Annotated in this window: 18 protein-coding genes; 8 read left to right on the top strand and 10 right to left on the bottom strand. The window is 55.6% G+C overall.

What is annotated here, in order from left to right; all coding sequences use genetic code 11:
• Positions 1-12 precede the first annotated feature (12 nt).
• Genes HMPREF3170_RS00760 through HMPREF3170_RS00750 form a run of 3 tightly spaced genes read left to right on the top strand, consistent with a single transcriptional unit; the run spans position 13 to position 2729 of the window.
• A complete protein-coding gene (locus HMPREF3170_RS00760) occupies positions 13-1383 on the top strand; it encodes a PFL family protein (RefSeq protein ID WP_071572615.1) in 1371 nt (456 codons plus the stop codon).
• A 49-nt stretch (positions 1384-1432) separates the two neighbouring features.
• Positions 1433-2131 carry a MerR family transcriptional regulator gene (locus HMPREF3170_RS00755; protein WP_070477094.1) on the top strand — a complete coding sequence of 233 codons (699 nt, stop codon included), beginning with the start codon at positions 1433-1435 and terminating at the stop codon, positions 2129-2131.
• The gene (locus tag HMPREF3170_RS00750; RefSeq protein ID WP_070477092.1) at positions 2124-2729 is read left to right on the top strand and encodes a hypothetical protein; all 606 of its coding nucleotides are present in this window, start codon (positions 2124-2126) and stop codon (positions 2727-2729) included. The genes HMPREF3170_RS00755 and HMPREF3170_RS00750 overlap by 8 nt, the downstream gene beginning before the upstream one ends.
• Here HMPREF3170_RS00750 and HMPREF3170_RS00745 read toward each other — a convergent pair.
• The 9 genes from HMPREF3170_RS00745 to HMPREF3170_RS00705 form a co-directional block, all read right to left on the bottom strand.
• Entirely contained in the window at positions 2710-2952 is a 243-nt protein-coding gene (locus HMPREF3170_RS00745; protein ID WP_070477090.1) for a PLDc N-terminal domain-containing protein, read from the bottom strand. The two genes, HMPREF3170_RS00750 and HMPREF3170_RS00745, sit on opposite strands and share 20 nt — an antisense overlap.
• Before the next feature lie 317 nt (positions 2953-3269).
• Positions 3270-4898, bottom strand: coding sequence for an ABC-F family ATP-binding cassette domain-containing protein (locus HMPREF3170_RS00740; protein ID WP_070477088.1), 1629 nt, complete (start codon positions 4896-4898; stop codon positions 3270-3272).
• Positions 4899-4942: 44 nt separating this feature from the next.
• Positions 4943-5335: a metal-sulfur cluster assembly factor gene (locus tag HMPREF3170_RS00735; RefSeq protein WP_070362441.1), complete on the bottom strand. Its 393-nt coding sequence runs from the start codon at positions 5333-5335 to the stop codon at positions 4943-4945.
• Between the two features lie 12 nt (positions 5336-5347).
• Entirely contained in the window at positions 5348-5791 is a 444-nt protein-coding gene (gene sufU, locus HMPREF3170_RS00730) for a Fe-S cluster assembly sulfur transfer protein SufU (RefSeq protein ID WP_070477086.1), read from the bottom strand.
• A gap of 3 nt (positions 5792-5794) precedes the next feature.
• Positions 5795-7066, bottom strand: coding sequence for a cysteine desulfurase (locus tag HMPREF3170_RS00725; protein ID WP_070362439.1), 1272 nt, complete (start codon positions 7064-7066; stop codon positions 5795-5797).
• A complete protein-coding gene (gene sufC, locus HMPREF3170_RS00720; protein WP_070362438.1) occupies positions 7066-7821 on the bottom strand; it encodes a Fe-S cluster assembly ATPase SufC in 756 nt (251 codons plus the stop codon). The genes HMPREF3170_RS00725 and sufC overlap by 1 nt, the downstream gene beginning before the upstream one ends.
• Before the next feature lie 22 nt (positions 7822-7843).
• Positions 7844-9016, bottom strand: a complete 1173-nt coding sequence (gene sufD, locus HMPREF3170_RS00715; RefSeq protein ID WP_070362437.1) for a Fe-S cluster assembly protein SufD — start codon at positions 9014-9016, stop codon at positions 7844-7846.
• A gap of 5 nt (positions 9017-9021) precedes the next feature.
• On the bottom strand, positions 9022-10467 hold the full coding sequence (gene sufB, locus HMPREF3170_RS00710; RefSeq protein WP_070362436.1) for a Fe-S cluster assembly protein SufB: 1446 nt from the start codon (positions 10465-10467) through the stop codon (positions 9022-9024).
• Positions 10467-11174 (bottom strand): helix-turn-helix transcriptional regulator, encoded by a 708-nt coding sequence (locus HMPREF3170_RS00705; protein ID WP_070362435.1) that lies wholly within the window; start codon positions 11172-11174, stop codon positions 10467-10469. The genes sufB and HMPREF3170_RS00705 overlap by 1 nt, the downstream gene beginning before the upstream one ends.
• Before the next feature lie 138 nt (positions 11175-11312).
• On the opposite strand from HMPREF3170_RS00705, the gene mptB reads away from it, so the two are divergent.
• The 5 genes from mptB to HMPREF3170_RS00680 all read left to right on the top strand — a co-directional run bounded on the left by mptB (position 11313) and on the right by HMPREF3170_RS00680 (position 16563).
• Positions 11313-12962 carry a polyprenol phosphomannose-dependent alpha 1,6 mannosyltransferase MptB gene (gene mptB / locus HMPREF3170_RS00700; protein WP_369822090.1) on the top strand — a complete coding sequence of 550 codons (1650 nt, stop codon included), beginning with the start codon at positions 11313-11315 and terminating at the stop codon, positions 12960-12962.
• Between the two features lie 6 nt (positions 12963-12968).
• On the top strand, positions 12969-13901 hold the full coding sequence (locus HMPREF3170_RS00695) for an ABC transporter ATP-binding protein (protein WP_070477084.1): 933 nt from the start codon (positions 12969-12971) through the stop codon (positions 13899-13901).
• Positions 13902-13903: 2 nt separating this feature from the next.
• Positions 13904-14665 (top strand): ABC transporter permease, encoded by a 762-nt coding sequence (locus HMPREF3170_RS00690; RefSeq protein ID WP_369822163.1) that lies wholly within the window; start codon positions 13904-13906, stop codon positions 14663-14665.
• Positions 14666-14735: 70 nt separating this feature from the next.
• Entirely contained in the window at positions 14736-15683 is a 948-nt protein-coding gene (locus HMPREF3170_RS00685; RefSeq protein ID WP_070362433.1) for a COX15/CtaA family protein, read from the top strand.
• Between the two features lie 28 nt (positions 15684-15711).
• A complete protein-coding gene (locus tag HMPREF3170_RS00680) occupies positions 15712-16563 on the top strand; it encodes an MDR/zinc-dependent alcohol dehydrogenase-like family protein (RefSeq protein ID WP_070477082.1) in 852 nt (283 codons plus the stop codon).
• Here the strand turns inward: HMPREF3170_RS00680 and HMPREF3170_RS00675 are convergent.
• Positions 16560-17474, bottom strand: coding sequence for a heme o synthase (locus HMPREF3170_RS00675; RefSeq protein ID WP_070477079.1), 915 nt, complete (start codon positions 17472-17474; stop codon positions 16560-16562). The genes HMPREF3170_RS00680 and HMPREF3170_RS00675 overlap by 4 nt on opposite strands.
• Between the last annotated feature and the right edge of the window lie 299 nt (positions 17475-17773).

Below are 17773 nucleotides of genomic sequence, written 5' to 3'. Positions count from 1 at the left end.
GGAGGGGTTGCTGTGGCTGTTGATTTTGATTTCAAGTCCCAACACATTCTTGACGTCATCAAGATGATTGAGGACTACCGGCTGGACATTCGTACTGTAACAATGGGAATCTCACTCATCGGTTGTACACGTCCCACTATGGATGCAACGTGCCAGGCGGTCTACGACAGAGTGACGACGAAGGCAGCCCGTCTGGTAGAAGTTTGCCAGGACATTGAACGCGAGCTCGGTATTCCCATTGTGAACAAGCGAGTCTCCGTTTCTCCCATTGCTTTGGTCGCAGCTGGGGTGGACGGCAATCCGGTCGACATTGCAAAAGCGCTTGACAAAGCGGCGGGTGAGCTGGGAGTCAACTTCGTAGGTGGTTACTCGGCGCTCGTTGAAAAGGGGGCAACCACCTCTGATATGCGTCTCATCGAGTCCATTCCGGAGGCATTGACCGTCACGGAGAACGTGTGTGGCTCGGTGAACATCGCTACTTCCCGTGCTGGTATCAACATGGATGCTGTCGCGAAGATGGGGCGCGTCGTGAAAGAGGCAGCGGAGCTGACCAAAGACCGTTCTTCGATTGCGTGCGCAAAGCTTGTTGTGTTCGCAAATGCTGTGGGTGATAACCCATTTATGGCCGGAGCGTTCCATGGCATTGAGGAGCCTGACGCGGTTGTTTCAGTTGGTGTATCAGGCCCTGGTGTCGTCGACAATGCGATCCAGCGGCTCGGAAAAGCCAGCTTGAACGAGGTAGCTGAAGAGATCAAGAAGGCTGCGTTCAAGATCACCCGCGCAGGCCAGCTGGTTGGCAACCTTGCTTCAGAACGTCTCGGAGTGCCATTTGGCATCGTCGATCTCTCCTTGGCGCCGACTGCTGAGGTTGGTGACTCCGTTGCGCATATCCTCGAGCACATGGGGCTAGAGCAGGTCGGCACGCACGGTACGACGGCTGCGCTCGCGCTTCTTAACGACGCCGTCAAAAAGGGCGGCATGATGGCATGCTCCCGTGTCGGAGGGCTTTCTGGATCCTTTATTCCGGTTTCGGAAGATAAGGGCATGATTGATGCGGTCCGCGCTGGATCCATCAGTATGGACAAGCTCGAAGCGATGACGTCGATCTGCTCTGTTGGGTTTGACATGATCGCCATTCCTGGCGACACCTCCGCGGAGACCATCGCGGGGATGATCGCTGATGAGGCTGCAATCGGCGTCATGAACCATAAGACCACCGCAGCGCGCCTCATCCCCGTCCCCGACACCAAGCCAGGTGACGAGGTAAACTTCGGCGGCCTGCTCGGCTACGCGCCGGTCATCCCGGTCAATACGAAGAGCAGCGCGGAGATGATCCAGCGCGGCGGCTTCATTCCGGCACCTGTGCACGGGTTTAGGAACTAGGCGTGCTTTCCTTGACCCTCACATTGTGTGAGGGTTTAGGTTTGAAGGCGTGAAGATTTCAGATGTTGCCGTGGCCGCAGGTTGCTCCGTACGTTCAGTGCGCCACCTGCACCAAAGCGGAGCCGTAGCAGAGCCCGCTCGCACGAGTAGCAACTACCGGGAGTACACGATCAGCGACCTCGCTGCTGTGGTCCGGGCTCGTGCGCTTATCGACGCCGGCGTGCCCATCGCCGACGTCGCAGCAAAAGACACAGCGCTTGTGGTCGAGCATGCTCTAGACCAGCTGGATAGCCGCATTGCCCACCTGCAGCAGCAGCGAAAAAGGCTGGCCAGGCTTGCGTCCAATCCTTCTGGCGCGCCGGAGGATATCCGCCAAGCACTGGGTGGAGTATTCACCGACCCGCAGGCGCTCCAGCGCGAGCTGGACGCGTGGGATCTCATGGCGCTGACCGGGGTTACCACTGCCGCCACGTGGGGCCAGCTACGTACAAACCTCAACGATCCGGAGTGCGTCAAGGCAGCCCGCGCCGCCGAGAAACTCTGGGACGACCTGGGGGAAATGCGGCCGCGGGACAGCAACGTAGCCGAAACCGCCGCGCGCTTTCGCGAGCTCCTCCCCCACGGGCTGCTCCGGGGCGTTCTCTCTACCCTCCAGCCTGGTGACGTACCACTCGGTGTACACGATGTGCCGACCCGTGGCGCGCAACGAGTCGTGCTGCAGGCGTTGGCGGAGGGCTTCGATGGATAAGGTCCTCTCACTGTGGAAGAGGCATCCAGGCTTCCGTCTTGCACGCTACGAGCTCGAACTGTACCTCGATTTACTGCGGTGGATTCGCGGCCACCGGCTCGTGCCAGAGGATGCGGAGGTCCTCCCCCACCCGCCAGGGCGATTGCAGATGCTCGTGAGCGTGGTTTCGGTCTTGTGCATTGAGATGGTGGTGGTTCACCTGCTCCTACCCGAAAGCACGGTGCGGTTAATTGCGCTGCTGCTGTCCATCTGGGGCGTTGTGTACGTCGCCTCGCTGATCGGCAGCGAACGCATTCGGCCGAGCTACGTTGCCGATGACGTAACAGTACTGCGCCGCGGCAAGCTAGTGTTTGCCGAAATCCCGTCCTCGCTCATCAAGCAAAAACACCACCAACGAACGTTTGCGTCCGAGGTGTCTATTGACGGCGAGACGCTCACTGTAGGCGGGGCAGGTGGCACCGACACGCTTCTAGATCTCAGCGAGGCGATCGACGTCGCCGGTGATCGCTACCCCTGGCAGCGACCCCGGATGCAACCAGTGACTCAAATCCGTTACTACGCCGGGGGTGCACGTGAATCTAGCGCTTCTTCCCGATAAGGAAGTAAGACACCCAGCCAAAGGTGTTTACCACGCCGATGATCGGCGTCCACAGCCACTTGGGGCCACGCAATTTGCTGTCTTCGGCCCTTGCGAGGTCGCGCAGCGCAACTGCTTTGCCGACTGTATCCATCGCCGCAAGCACTCCTACGATAGTTTTTTGGTCTGTTGACATGCTATTCCATGCGTCACGCAGGAACTTCAGGTTTTCGTTGTTGGCCATGTGGTCAGTCTACGCGTCGGTTAGAACAGTACGTTATTGCGCGGTGTGCCGATCACCACACCGTTGAGTCACACGCTAGTCAGGACAAGCGTAACCACAGTGCTTTCGGAGTCAGGCGGCGCCTCAATAAGCGAGCTGCCTGGTGTTATCACGTGCTCCAGCAGCCTCACTGATTGATTGTCGGCGATTCTTCGTCCATAAATATTTTGCGGCCGATCGAGGGCGCATTAGCGGTAATCTGGTAACTCGAATCTCCGTTTTAGTCCTCGATCTCGTAGCTGGTGGACAACAAGACCACTAACATTTTGCAGGTAGTTTTAAGCCAATTCGACGATCTCCATATACTCGTCGCTCCATAGATCTTCATCGCCTTCAGGCATGATAATCACTCGCTCAGGCTCAAGCGCTTCGACGGCTCCAGGGTCATGCGTGACAAGGACGACAGCGCCGGAATAGGTTTTCAGTGCATCCAACACCTGTTGTCGGGACTGCGGGTCCAAGTTGTTCGTCGGCTCGTCAAGAAGAAGGACATTCGCCCGTGAGGAAACAAGCGTTGCCAATGCCAGCCTCGTTTTCTCACCACCCGATAGCGTTCCGGCCGGTTGGTCTAGCTTGTCGCCCGAGAACATGAACGCGCCAAGCAGCCCGCGTAAATCTTGCTGCCCGGCATCAGGGCATGCCTCGATCGTGTTTTCCCACACCGTTTTGGCACCGTCGATGGTGTCATGCTCCTGCGCGAAGTAGCCGATGCGAAGTCCGTGACCGGTGACCAAACCGCCTTCCCCATCAGTACGTTCGACGCCAGCGAGTAGCTTCAACAGCGTAGTTTTGCCAGCACCGTTGGTGCCGAGTACTACGACGCGGGAGCCTTTGTCTACAGCCAGGTCAACGCCGGCAAACACCTCAAGAGAACCGTACATCTTGGTTAGTCCCTTGCCGTAGAGCGGGGTCTTCCCACAGGGGGCGGGCTCTGGGAACTTAATGGAGGCGAACTTATCCGCCACACGGATATCATCAAGTTCACCCATCATGCGCTCAGCGCGAGCAAGCATCTGTTTAGCAGCTGCAGCCTTCGTCGCCTTCGCTCCGAGTTTGGCCGCCTGTTTTTGCAGTGCGGAAGCTTTCTTTTCCGCATTAGCGCGTTCACGGCGGCGTCGTGCTTCATCGAGTGCCCTGGCATCCTGGTACTTCTTGAAGCCCATGTTGTAGACATCAGCCTCAGCGCGCACTGCATCAAGGAACCAAATCTTATTGCATACTGCCTCAAGCAACTCAACATCGTGCGAAATCATGATCAAGCCACCATCGTGCTTGCTCAAGAACGAACGCAGCCATGTAATAGAGTCCGCGTCGAGGTGGTTAGTGGGCTCGTCGAGAAGCAGTGTGGTTTGGGACTTTCCAGAACCCGCCCGAGAGGCGAAAAGGATCTGTGCCAACTCCACGCGACGGCGTTGACCACCGCTGAGGGTACTGAGCTGTTGGTCGAGCACTCGTGCTGGAAGCCCGAGGTTGTCACAAATCTGCGCAGCCTCTGCGTTCGCCTCGTAACCGCCTAGCGCGTGGTACTGCTCTTCGAGCCGGGAAAACTTCTCGATTGCTTTATCACGGGTCGCACCATCTGACTCTTCCATGATGGAACGCTGCCGATCCATCGAGCGTTGGATCTGATCAAGGCCTCGCGCCGAAAGAACGCGATCTCGGGCACTCTGCTCGATATTGCCTTCTTTGGAGTCTTGTGGCAGGTATCCGATCTCGCCAGTACGAGTAACCGTGCCCGCGTAGGGTTCTGTTTCTCCTGCGAGGATTCGCATCGTAGTGGTCTTCCCGGCACCATTTCGGCCGACGAGACCGATTCTGTCACCAGGTTGAACACGGAGATGCTGCCCAGGCGCTTCGAGAAGCGTCCGGGCTCCTACACGGACTTCGAGATCATTAGTAACAATCACAAAGGGTTACTCTACAAGGCCGCGTGAGTAGACGAAAACGTGGTCTAAACAGCGAAACCTAGTGCACGCAACTGCTCGCGCCCTTCTTCCGTAATCATCTGCGGTCCCCATGGTGGCATCCACACCCAATTGATGACGACTTCATCACACACAGTATTCGTCGTGATAGCGTGATCAGCTTGTTCTTCGATGACATCGGTAAGCGGGCAAGCCGGCGAAGTCAACGTCATGTTGACGACTGCTCGGTGGACATTATCGTTAGTTTCTACCCACACGTCATAGACAAGTCCAAGGTCAACAACATTGATACCCAACTCGGGGTCAATGACGTCGTGTAGGTACTCCTCTACTTCACCACAGATTTTGAGCTGTTCCTCGGTCTGTGCTGGCCGCTCGTCGCCATCGCCAAGGTTCGAAGTGTGATCGTTATCCACCATATTTTCGCCTTTCTATTTGTCTAACGCCTCGGACGTGGCGGCTTCAAATGCTTTCCAGCCCAACAACGCACACTTGACGCGAGCTGGGAACTTAGAAACACCTGCGAACGCAATGCCATCGCCGATGGCTTCCGGATCCCCTTCTTTGGTCCCGCGAGAGGTGATCATTTCCTCAAACGAGTGCAACTTTTCCATCGCATCCGCAACAGGTAGCCCCACCAGTTCTTCTGTCATCACACTGGTTGAGGCTTGGGAGATCGAGCAACCTTGAGCATCGTAAGAGACGTCTTCAACCGTCTTTCCGTCGGCAGACAGGTGCACACGCAGCGTCAGCTCATCACCGCAAGATGGGTTGACGTGGTACACCTCCGCTTCGTACGGTTCGCGCAGCCCCTTATGCCGTGGGTTCTTGTAATGGTCCAAGATTACTTCTTGGTACATAGACTCTAGGTTCATCGTCTAGGAATCCTCCTCGACTCCGAAGAAGCGGCGCGCTTCGCGAATGGCTTCAACCAAGGCGTCTACTTCCTCTTTGGTGTTGTACAGGTAGAAACTTGCTCGAGAGGTTGCCTGCACCTCGAGTTCTCTGTGAGCGGGCCACGCGCAGTGGTGGCCGGTGCGGATAGCAACACCGTGAGCATCAAGCACCTGTCCTAAATCATGCGGATGCACGCCATCGACGGTAAAAGCGATCGCACCGCCGCGCTGTTCAGCCACCGCAGGACCAGCGATAACTAATCCTGGAATCTCTTGCATTCGTTCCAGGGCATACTCCGTCAACATATGCTCGTGGCGTTGGACATTTTCCATTCCGATGGATTCCAAGAACTCGACGGCAGCACCAAGGCCAACGACCTGGCTTGTCATCTGCGTGCCAGCTTCGAACCGTTGGGGCGTCGGCGCATACGTCGAAGAGTCCATCTTGACGATCTCGATCATGGATCCACCTGTCAAAAATGGTGGAAGTTCCCTGAAGATCGACTTTCTCGCGTATACGGCGCCCACACCAGAAGGTCCACACATCTTATGCCCTGAGAACGCTGCAAAGTCGACGTCAAGCTCGTGAAAGTTAACAGGCATATGCGGAACAGATTGGCACGCATCAAGGACCGTGAGTGCTCCTACTGCGCGAGCACGCCTCACGATTTCATCGACGTCCGCTACTGCACCAGTTACGTTTGATTGGTGCGTGAACGCAACAACTTTTACAGTATCGTCGAGTTCCAAGCTGTCAAGGTCGATGCGTCCATTAGCAGTCATCGAGTACCACTTGAGCGTTGCTCCAGTGCGGCGGGCCAGTTCTTGCCAAGGCACGAGGTTCGCGTGGTGCTCCAGTTCAGTGACAACAATCGTGTCTCCGCGTTTGATCTGGTGCTTACCGGCACGATCATCACCAAGAACATATGCGACGAGGTTCAGAGCCTCAGTAGCGTTCTTCGTGAATGCAATCTCCTCCCCGTCAGCACCAACAAAGTTAGCGATACGCTCACGGGCAGTTTCATAAGCGTCTGTCGCCTCCTCAGCCAGTTGGTAGGAGCCACGATGGACTGGTGCAAATGTGTTCAGGACGAATTCTTGCTCAGCGTTCCACACAGACTGCGGACGCTGGGACGTAGCCCCGGAGTCCAAATAGACGAGGGGCTTCCCATCGCGCACGGTCCGACTCAGGATCGGGAACTCTGCGCGAATCGCGTCTGTGTTCAGTGTTCCATCGGAATGTAAGTATCCCATTAGATGAACTTTTCGTATCCCTCTGCCTCGAGAACATCAGCCAACGAGGCGTCGCCAGTCTGGATGACCTTGCCATCCGAGAAGATGTGAATGAAGTCAGGCTTCACATACTCCAGGATCCGCTTGTAGTGGGTGATCATTAGGACACCGCCGTTGGTTTCTTCCTGGTAGCGGTTGATCCCCTCGGATACGATTCGCAGCGCATCGACGTCAAGGCCGGAGTCCGTTTCGTCCATCACAGCAAACTTCGGCTTGAGCAACGACAACTGCATGACCTCATGTCGCTTCTTCTCACCGCCAGAAAAGCCTTCGTTGACCGAACGCTCAGTGAAAGAAGAGTCCATCTTCAACAAGTCGCGAGCATCATTGAGTTCACGAACCCAATCGCGAAGCTTCGGCGCTTCCCCACGAACAGCAGTCACAGCAGAGCGCATAAAGTTCGAAGAAGAGACGCCCGGCACCTCAACTGGGTACTGCATTGCCAGGAAGAGTCCGGCGCGAGCGCGTTCGTCGATATCCATCTCGAGGATGTTCTCACCATCGAGGAGTACTTCGCCTTCAGTAACTTCGTAGCGTGGATGACCAGCGAGCGTGTAGGCAAGCGTGGACTTACCGGAACCATTCGGCCCCATGATGGCGTGAGTCTCTCCGCCCTTAATAGTGAGGTTTACGCCCTTGAGAATCGGCGTTGGCTCTTGACCTTCCTCGGTCGGCAGGACGTTTGCGTGGAGGTTCTTGATTTCCAGGGTAGACATTTTTTACTGATTCCTTTTCGTTTTACTGGTTCGTTTGCTCGAGCTCTCCGGCCACACGTGCAACGAGTTCTTCACGGAGGTCTTCGAGCGGGACCTGATTGAGGACCTCGTTAAAGAATCCGCGAATGATCAAGCGCGTGGCTTCGTCCTCAGGGATGCCCCTGGACCGGAGATAAAACACTTGCTCGTCATCGAACCGACCAACGGTTGCGGCATGGCCGGCTCCAGCGATTTCACCAGTCTCGATCTCGAGGTTTGGAATTGCGTCAGCGCGAGCACCATCCGTCAAGACCAGGTTCCGGTTCGTTTCATATGTATCTGTGCCGTGCGCGCCTGCGCGAATCAGCACATCACCGACCCAGCAGGTTCGTGCTTCTGGCAGATCCGACGCCTTGTCGCCTTGCAACGCACCCTTGTACAGCACGTTCGACCGGCAGTTCGGAACGCTGTGGTCGACCAGCATACGGTTTTCGATGTACTGACCCGCGTCCGCAAAGTAAACGCCGTTGAGCTCGACGTCTGCACCCGGAGCTTGGAACTTTACGCGTGGGGTGATGCGCACGATCTCGCCACCGAAAGCTGCGACGTTGTGGCGCAGTACCGAATCGCGCTCCATCAAGATGGACTGTTGACCAATGTGCACTGCGTCCAAGTCCCAGTCCGTATCTACGACTGCGCGTACGTGCGCGCCTGCGCCGATATGCCAATTGACGTTGTCTGCATGCACACCTGTGCCGGTGTACTTGACAACGATGTCAGCCTCTGCATGGGTCCCAACTTCAAAAAGGATCGTTGCAAAGGATGTCACGTCGGCGCCGGCACCAGTGATGGTGACGGTGATGGGCTTGGACAACTTGCTGTTACCAGGCACGGTAATCAAGGTGCCGGTTTTCGCGCTCGACCATGCTTGTGCAGCAACGCGGTCTACGGGCGCGCCGGCTACTTTGAGCTGATCGTCAGCTGCGTCAAGCTCCGTGACGACGACCTCATCTGGCGCATCAATCGTGATCTGGGCGTCAGCCTGTTGCGGGAACTCCCCGTTGTGCAGACCTCGGATGCGGCGAAGTGGAATGAACCGCCAGACTTCGTCACGTCCACGTGGAACGGGAAAATCCTCAACATTGAACGACGAAAACAGATCTCCCTTGTTGTTGTGAGGAGTTGCATTCGATACGGGATTAATCGTTGAAGTCATGGTGATTAGCCCACTGATCCTTCCATTTGCAATTCAATCAGACGGTTGAGCTCCAGGGCGTACTCCATCGGGAGCTCCTTGGCAATAGGCTCGACGAAGCCACGGACAATCATCGCCATAGCTTCTTCTTCGGCAATACCGCGGGACATCAGGTAGAACAGCTGCTCTTCAGAGACCTTGGAGACTTTCGCCTCGTGTCCGAGCGTAACCCGATCGTTCCTAATGTCGTTGTACGGGTAAGTGTCAGAACGAGAAATGTCATCGACAAGCAACGCGTCGCACTCAACGTTCGAGGCGGAATCATGCGCGTTTGCGTTGATCTGTACCAGGCCACGGTAGGCCGCGCGTCCGCCACTGCGCGCAACTGACTTTGAAACGATTGAACTCGAGGTGTGCGGAGCCATGTGTGTCATCTTGGCACCGGTGTCCTGGAACTGTCCTTCACCAGCAAATGCGACGGAAAGCACTTCGCCACGGGCATACTCGCCAGTCATCCAGACTGCTGGGTACTTCATCGTCACCTTTGAACCGATATTGCCGTCGACCCACTCCATCACTGCGCCCTCTTCGGCCTTAGCGCGCTTGGTGACGAGGTTGTAAACGTTGTTCGACCAGTTCTGGATCGTGGTGTACCGGCAGCGGCCACCTTTCTTCACGATGATTTCAACGACCGCGGAGTGAAGCGAGTCGGACTTGTAAATCGGGGCGGTGCATCCTTCTACGTAGTGGACGTAGGCGTCCTCATCAACGATGATGAGCGTGCGCTCGAACTGGCCCATGTTCTCGGTATTAATACGGAAGTATGCCTGGAGCGGGATATCGACGTGGACGCCCGGCGGAACATAGATAAACGAACCGCCTGACCATACTGCCGTATTCAGAGCTGAGAACTTGTTATCGCCAGCGGGGATGACCGAGCCGAAGTACTCCTTAAAGATGTCCTCGTGCTCGCGAAGCGCGGTGTCAGTGTCTACGAAGATGACACCCTTCTTTTCGAGATCCTCACGAATCTGGTGGTAGACAACCTCAGATTCGTACTGCGCAGCAACACCAGCGACTAGGCGCTGCTTTTCTGCCTCAGGAATGCCAAGCTTGTCGTACGTATTCTTAATGTCTTCAGGAAGGTCATCCCAGCTCGTAGCTGGTTGCTCCGTAGAGCGGACATAGTACTTAATGTTGTCAAAGTCGATGCCACTCAGGTCTGCGCCCCAAGTCGGCAGTGGCTTCTTTTCAAAAATGTCCAAAGCCTTGAGGCGCTGTTCCAGCATCCATTCTGGCTCTTCCTTAATGCCAGAAATGTCCTTGACTACCCCAGCGTTAAGACCACGCTTTGCTGCCTGCCCGGCAGCGTCTGGGTCGTGCCACCCGTAGTTGTAGCTACCGATTGACTCGATAATCTCTTCGTCGTTCATTGGTTTCTCTAAACCGGGTGCGGGATTAGCTTTCGTCATTATTTTCCGCTCCTTTCAGATACGTTATTTTTCGGCCCGTGAACAGCAGCGAGTGGAATGTTTGTTGTGCAGACACCATTGCCCTCTGTAATGGAGGCAAGTGGTTGGATGTGTCGGCCTACGATCTTAGCGATCATTTCTTGCTCTGCTTCGCAAATTTCGGGATGCGCAGACGCTACTTGTGACACCGGGCAGTGATGCTGACAAATTTGAATTCCAGTTCCTGCCTGAGTCACCGAGGCAACATAGCCGTGACGCTCTAAAACGGACACGACTTCGAGCACGACTGATTCAAGGTCGCCACTGCTTGATCGCTCCGAAATCGGCTCCACTTCTTCAAGGATGCGTTCAATCCTAGTTTTGGCGAACGCTTTGACTGCTTCATGGCCGCCAAGTTCTTCAAGAGCTTCGATTGCATCAAGCGCCATATTCTCATAGTTGCTACCGAAGCTTTCTCGGCCTTCTTCCGTCAAGCAGTAGTGCTTCGCGGGACGGCCTCGCGGTGGCTCTTCTCCAGCAACCGGCAGTGGCTCACACGTCTCAATGAGTCCAGCCTCAGTGAGCTTATCCAGGTGCCGACGGATACCGGCAGCTGAAATTCCAGTTTGCTCACCAAGTGTTGATGCAGTCACCGGTCCGCTTTTCAGCAAGAGCGCCATCACTCGCTTGCGAGTGCCACCGTCAACTGACCGCGCTTGGTTCAGCACTGGCTCACCTCGCTTCGATCTGCTTTGATCTCTGACTTTCCAACCGATTGGCTGTACACCGACCGGCCTTTACACAACACTACTGTGTCCTAATTCAATGTGCACGTTTAACCCGGTCGTTCGGCTACAATCTTGCCTGTGTTGTTCCAGGATTCACCGATAAAGTCTTTGCTTGATGCGTTTCCTCGCATCGGCAAGCCTGGATCACGGTCGGCTGGGCTCCACCGAGTCTCTAAAGAGGTTTGGCGAGGACAAGACTTTCGTTCAACCAACTACGCTGAGCAGAACCGGTTCGCCGTACTTAGATGGCTGGGTTTGGTCGGCACACTTCTCATTGGCTTGGGAGGCCTCGGGGGCGGGGCCTTGCCGGTCGTCGATAATCCTTGGTTCTCTCTGCCTGGCGGGGCCTTGCTTGGCCGAATGATGCAAGCGTCGTCTTCCATAGTTCTGTTCGGAGTAGGACTCTTGGTCTCCGCTTGGCTGTGTATGGGCCCCTTCGTTGGCGTAAGTGGCCAGAGGCCCCGCGTTTCGACGCCGCTTCTCATGCGAACATTCGTTGTATGGGTTGCTCCTCTGGTGATTACCGCTCCCCTCTTTACCCAAGACATCTATTCATACTTAGCTAATGGTGCAATTGTCCGGTTTGGTCTTGACCCGTACTCCGCTGGACCAGTCGAGCTTCTCGGGCCAGAACACCATCTAGCGCGCTCGGTCCCGTTTATTTGGGCGCATTCTCCAAGCCCCTACGGGCCTGTCGCGTTAGGTATTGCAGCGGCAATTTCTCGTATTACTGCTGACTCTATTGTGCTCGGGGTGATTGCGCACCGCGTCGTATCACTCGTCGGAGTGCTCGCCGCAGCGTGGGGGATCCGAAAGATTGCCGGCCGCTGTGGCGTACCAGAGACTGCCGCACTGTGGCTCGGGGTGCTCAATCCGCTAACGATTCTGCATCTCATTGGTGGCATCCATAATGAAGCGATCATGCTCGGATTGGTGTTAGTCGGGTTTGAGCTAGGACTTCGCGGGGCCGACAGGTTGAGGACCATCAGTTCAGCGCAAGCGTGGGGTTACCTGGCTCTCTCCGCGATCACCATTACCTGCGGAGGACTAGTCAAAGTGACAGGCTTTCTCGGTCTCGGTTTTATAGGCATGGCAATCGCTCGTGTGCTTGGGCAACGCCAGCGCAAAGCTACAGCCCTTAGCATCGCGGTGCTTTTTCAGACAGTTATTCTCATTGTCACTACTGCCGCCGTTTCACTTATAACAAGCATTGGGCTCGGATGGGTCACTGGTCAAGGCGGAGCAGCATCGATTCGTAGCTGGCTCTCGATCTCAACAGACGTGGGCGTAATCAGCGGCTTTCTAGGAATGCTGCTTGGTCTCGGCGACCACATTGACGCAGTTCTCATTGTCACCCGCGGGATTGGAGTGGCCATCGCGGTGGCGTTTCTGGTTCGCCTACTGTGGGCTACGTTGCGGGGAGCCATTCACCCTGCAGGTGGACTTGGCGTCGCAACGCTCGTGCTTGTTATATTCTTCCCAGTTGTACACCCTTGGTACCCTCTGTGGGCTATTTATCCCCTTGCTGCATGGGCAAATAGGTTCTTTTTCCGCGCCGGGGTGGCTGTGTACTCTGCTGTATTTAGTTTTCTGGTACTACCGCGTGGTCTCGGCCTGCAAGCAAAGACAGTTTTCACTATTTACGGTGTCGCAGCCTGTTGTTTTGTCGTATTTGTTGGGCTCAGTTTCCTGTTGTATCGGCGCTTTGGTGCCGGCAGGCTACACTAGCTATCCATGAACGCGCCTGTTCTTTCAGTTGACAATGTGAAGAAAACTTTTGGGGACGTTACTGCTGTAGATGGAGCATCGTTTGCCGCAAAAGAAGGAACCGTGCTGGCTTTGCTCGGTCCGAATGGAGCCGGCAAGACAACGACCATCGAGATGTGTGAAGGATTCACCCGGCCAACCTCAGGGACAATCACGGTACTAGGCGAAAACCCTGCAACCCACCCTCAGCGTGTGCGAGACCGAATTGGGATCATGCTGCAGGGTGGCGGATCATATTCGGGCGTCAAAGTCAGAGAAATGCTGAAGCTTTCGGCTTCATACAACGCAAATCCTCACGACCCTGAGTGGCTCATGGCCCTCCTAGGGCTCGAGGGAGTCGCCAATACCACGTATCGACGCCTCTCCGGAGGGCAAAAGCAACGCTTGTCCCTGGCGCTTGCACTTATAGGTCGTCCGGAGCTGGTTTTTCTTGATGAGCCAACCGCTGGCATGGACGCACAGTCACGCAACGCTGTGTGGGATATTGTTTCTGCACTAAAACGTGACGGAACCACGATCGTCCTGACTACGCACCTGATGGACGAGGCGGAGTCGCTCGCCGATGACATTGTGATCATGGATCATGGAAAGGTTGTCGCCGAAGGTTCACCGGCGGACCTGACCAGCGGATCATTTGAGCAGCAAATCACGTTTGGTACGGCGCAACCACTCGACCTCGAGAAGCTGAAGCAGCACGTGGCTTTGTGTCAGATCGATACAGCTGTGGCCCAAGTTCGCCCAATGCGCTACGTAGTCAACGGTTCGGTTTCTCCTGAACTTGTCGCCTGTATTACCGAAGAAGCACTTCGCCAATCCGTGCTGATTCGGGATATGCAAGTAAGCCACATGGCGTTGGAAGAAGTGTTTTTGAACATCACCGGTAAGGAATTAAGGAGCTAGCGGTGCACATCAAGGAAGGAACCTTTACGCCCGCCCCGCAACGGTCTTCGAAGTTTGCGATGGCCAGCGCTCAGGGACTCATCGAAAGCAAGCTGATGCTCCGTCACGGCGAACAGTTGGTGCTCAGCATCTTCATCCCGGCAGCGTTGCTCATCGCATCAGTATATTTGCCTGTTTTTGGGGATGACTACAGCCTCGACACCCTGGTGCCGATGGTGTTTGCCGTCGCGGCGACCAGCTCTGGATTTACGGGCCAGGCGATTTCGCTCGCCTTTGACCGCCGATACGGTGCGCTGAAGCGGACCGGTGCTTCCGGAGTCCCACCGTGGACGATCATCGTCGGAAAAATCCTTGGCGTGGTCGCGATGGTCTGCGTCCAGATTGCGGTGCTAGGAGCTGTTGCAGGTTTCCTTGGCTGGCGCCCCTCAGTCGTTGGCGCGGTGCTTGGTGCCTGCGTCTTGTTCCTGGGGGTTGCTTGCTTTACTTCCTTGGGCTTGCTCATGGGCGGCTCGCTAAGTTCCGAGATGGTCCTTGCCATTTCGAATTTAATGTGGGTGATCATGATGGGAATCGTGGGTTGGGTCGTCTATTCTGGCGACCTTAGCCACGCTGGTTGGTGGAACCTAGTACCCACGGTTTCGCTGGCAGCTGGTATTTCTGATGCACTCGCGCTGACTGCGAATGGTCCTGCGTTGCTTAGCTTGCTAGCGTGGCTCATCGTCGGCGTTGGCTCAAGCGTTCGCTTCTTCCGTTTCGATGATTAAGGCCATGCGCTCATCGACTAAGATTCGAGCCTGAATAGTCGAACGTGTTTTATACGTCCAAGGAAAGTGCATGACTTTACAACAGACCGGTGCGCCGATGACGCATCAGGATAAAAAGCAAGCCCCCAGTCTGAAGTTGCAACGAACTCTAGCCATGATTCTCTTGCTCTGCCAAGGCGGGATCACCGTAACAGGGTCGTTGGTGCGAGTGACCGGTTCGGGGCTTGGTTGCAATACGTGGCCACTTTGCCATGAAGGTTCGCTTGTCCCCGTCGCTGGTGCCGCACCTTGGATTCACCAAGCCATTGAGTTTGGAAACCGCCTGCTTACTTTCGTGGTCGCGGCTGCCGCGATCGCCGTGCTTTGGGCTGTCTACCGCGCATCCCGCGGTCGAGATGCCCAATTCTTGGCATGGTTCTCCCTCGTCGGCGTGGTTGTCCAGGCGATTATCGGCGGTATTTCTGTTCGCCTTGATTTGCAGTGGTGGGCGGTCGCCGTGCACTTCTTGCCTTCGATGGTGCTCGTGTGGGTCGCTGCATTGCTCTACATGCGTTTGGCAGAAGACGAGTCCACGGTTGCTCAAGACCGCTACCCCGGGCACATCCGAGTGATCGCCGTGATCGCTGCCGTTGCGTTGAGCTGTGTACTTGTGACAGGAACGATGGTGACAGGGTCCGGCCCGCACTCGGGTGACGCAAGCGTCGGTATGGAAGGTCGACTTGCGATTGACACAGCGTTGTTGGCATATATTCACGCAGGGTGCATGTACGCGTATCTACTTCTTACAGTGATCACATTTTTCCTGCTACGTAGAGCGAAAGCCCCGCATGCGGCACAGAAAACTTCCTGGATTCTTCTTGGACTCATCGTGGTCCAGTGGGCAGTAGGTTTAAGCCAGTACTACATGGGCGTGCCGCGTTGGACGATTCCGATCCATATTGGGCTGTCGTCTCTAGTTGTAGCGTTCACCGCGTTCTTGTACGCGCACGCTGTGCGTCGTGAGTTGCTGTATCGCTAGACGCAAACACCATGTAGCCTGAGAAAGTATGAAAGCGATTGAGTTCGACGCGCAGCAGGTGCGTTGCATTGATATCGCTTCACCGTTCCCCAGCGATAGAGAACTTCTAGTCGAAGTCCTCTACGCTGGGTTTTTTCTTCACGACACCTCCTTCGGCAACCAAGGATGCGGTCGTGTCCTGAAAGACCCCCTCGACGAGGTTGCGCCAGGAACTGTGGTTGCGTGGAGCGATGCCACCGGCCCCATCGCCGAGCAGGTTGTCGTTGACCGAAGCCGGGTAGTCGCTGTATCGGACCTGATCGCCCCACGCATTGGTGCTTCAATGTTGAGGCCGGGAATGGCCGCAAGTTATTCGCTATTCGAAGTTTTGAAGCTTGTGCAAGGTGAAGCTGTCGTCGTCACGAATGCAGGTTCCGCAATTGGGTTGTACATGATTGCAATCGCTCGAGAGAAGGACATCATCGTGTATGCCGTTTCGGAAAGCGAGGAAGGCCGAGTAGCAGCAGATAAGGCTGGAGCAACAGCCGTATTCAGTGGCCAGCCTGGTACTGCTGCACAGATCAAAACGCTCAATGATGGGATCGGCGTGGATGCAGTTGTGCTAACACGCCCCGACTTCAAAAATGGCTTTGCGCACGAAGTTGGGCGCAGCTCTGCGCGTACGTGTTGCTATGAGGACTTAGCGTCGATACGAATGGATGCCAACGGCTTCCGTAAGCATGCACAGACTGTTACCAGAGTGCTCGAAGAAACACGATGGGAACCGCCAGTTCACGTGTGTGAATCGATAGATGACGCCAGCTCGCTACTGGGTTCCGAAACTTCGGAGGTTTGTGACAATGACCTTGGAGCCATCAAGCTCCAAGGATCCACGCGCTAGAAGAAGGTAGCGAATAGTGGAGTCCAACCGAGCACCGCATCAACGGAAAGCCCCAAGAACAACGCCGCAAGATAGTTGTTGGAGAGAATAAACAGCTTGAGCGGTTTCACCTTCTCCCCGCGCTTTACCCCAGCATGCAGCTGTGTGGCAACGGCGAGGAACAATGCACCCGAAATCAGCGCGGTTGCAAGATAGATCCACGAGGTGGCGGGAACCAGGAGCAGGGACACCCCGACGGTCCACCATGAGTAAATGAGAATCTGACGGGTTGTCTCCGCAGGGGAGGCTACCACCGGCAGCATCGGGACATTAGCGCGGGCGTAATCCGCTCGGTACTTCATTGCTAGCGCCCAGGTGTGCGGTGGTGTCCAGAAGAAGATGATCATGAACATCACGATCGCCTGCCACCAGGCATCCTTAGAGCCGTCGGTGACATTGTCTCTAATTGCCGCCCAACCGACCATCACGGGCATGCAACCTGCTGCGCCGCCCCAGATGACGTTCTGCCAAGTTCGTCTCTTCAGCCACTTTGTATACACGTAGATATAGAAGAAGTTGGTCAGAATGATAAAGAACGCCGCGAGCCACGACTTACACAGGAATCCAAGCCAAAGCACACTCGCAACGAGAAGCGCCCAAGCAAATACGGCGGCTTTCTGTTTGGTGACCTTTGCCCGGACAAGTGGCCGTGCACGCGTTCGCCCCATTTTCTGGTCAATGTCGTAGTCGGCGACCATGTTAAATGCATTTGCCGCACCGGCCCCCATCCAACCACCGAACAGCGTTGCAAGAATGAGCCACACGTGCACAGTGCCACGGTCTGCTTGCAACATTGCGGGGATAGCTGCTACTAGAAGAAGTTCAATGACCCTGGGCTTCGTAAGCGCGAAGTATGCCTTGATGGTCTCCAATACTTCTCCTCCACATCAAACTTCAACCGTTCGGCTAGAACTCTTACGCAACATAGGTTCGCGTTCAGGTGTCGAGCATTTCGGCTGATATGGTACCGCAACGCATTACACGATGATCTTTTCAGCCCTCTTAATACTTTGACCCTCCCGGCGATGTTAGCCTCCGCTCACCAATTTGTCAGAATTAACGTGGCGGCTACACCCGCGAGTTTTCTTCGCACAACACCGTTGGGTGTCACCACCACAAAGCGAGTTTTACACTAGGCTGGGTCCTGTTCTGTTTCCATAGCATGAATCGA

The organism is Corynebacterium sp. HMSC08D02 (assembly GCF_001807505.1).
GTDB lineage: Bacteria > Actinomycetota > Actinomycetes > Mycobacteriales > Mycobacteriaceae > Corynebacterium > Corynebacterium pseudogenitalium.
The sequence above is the reverse complement of the archived record's forward strand: the minus strand, read 5'-3'. Positions and strand labels throughout refer to the sequence as shown.

Excerpts from the sequence above, each read along its gene's own strand:
- HMPREF3170_RS00685 (WP_070362433.1), top strand. The coding sequence starts at position 14,736 with ATGACTTTACAACAGACCGGTGCGCCGATGACGCATCAGGATAAAAAG.
- HMPREF3170_RS00680 (WP_070477082.1), top strand. The coding sequence starts at position 15,712 with ATGAAAGCGATTGAGTTCGACGCGCAGCAGGTGCGTTGCATTGATATC.
- sufB (WP_070362436.1), bottom strand. The coding sequence starts at position 10,467 with ATGACGAAAGCTAATCCCGCACCCGGTTTAGAGAAACCAATGAACGAC.
- HMPREF3170_RS00725 (WP_070362439.1), bottom strand. The coding sequence starts at position 7,066 with ATGGGATACTTACATTCCGATGGAACACTGAACACAGACGCGATTCGC.
- HMPREF3170_RS00695 (WP_070477084.1), top strand. The coding sequence starts at position 12,969 with ATGAACGCGCCTGTTCTTTCAGTTGACAATGTGAAGAAAACTTTTGGG.
- HMPREF3170_RS00735 (WP_070362441.1), bottom strand. The coding sequence starts at position 5,335 with ATGGTGGATAACGATCACACTTCGAACCTTGGCGATGGCGACGAGCGG.
- HMPREF3170_RS00745 (WP_070477090.1), bottom strand. The coding sequence starts at position 2,952 with ATGGCCAACAACGAAAACCTGAAGTTCCTGCGTGACGCATGGAATAGC.
- HMPREF3170_RS00750 (WP_070477092.1), top strand. The coding sequence starts at position 2,124 with ATGGATAAGGTCCTCTCACTGTGGAAGAGGCATCCAGGCTTCCGTCTT.
- sufC (WP_070362438.1), bottom strand. The coding sequence starts at position 7,821 with ATGTCTACCCTGGAAATCAAGAACCTCCACGCAAACGTCCTGCCGACC.
- sufU (WP_070477086.1), bottom strand. The coding sequence starts at position 5,791 with ATGAACCTAGAGTCTATGTACCAAGAAGTAATCTTGGACCATTACAAG.
- sufD (WP_070362437.1), bottom strand. The coding sequence starts at position 9,016 with ATGACTTCAACGATTAATCCCGTATCGAATGCAACTCCTCACAACAAC.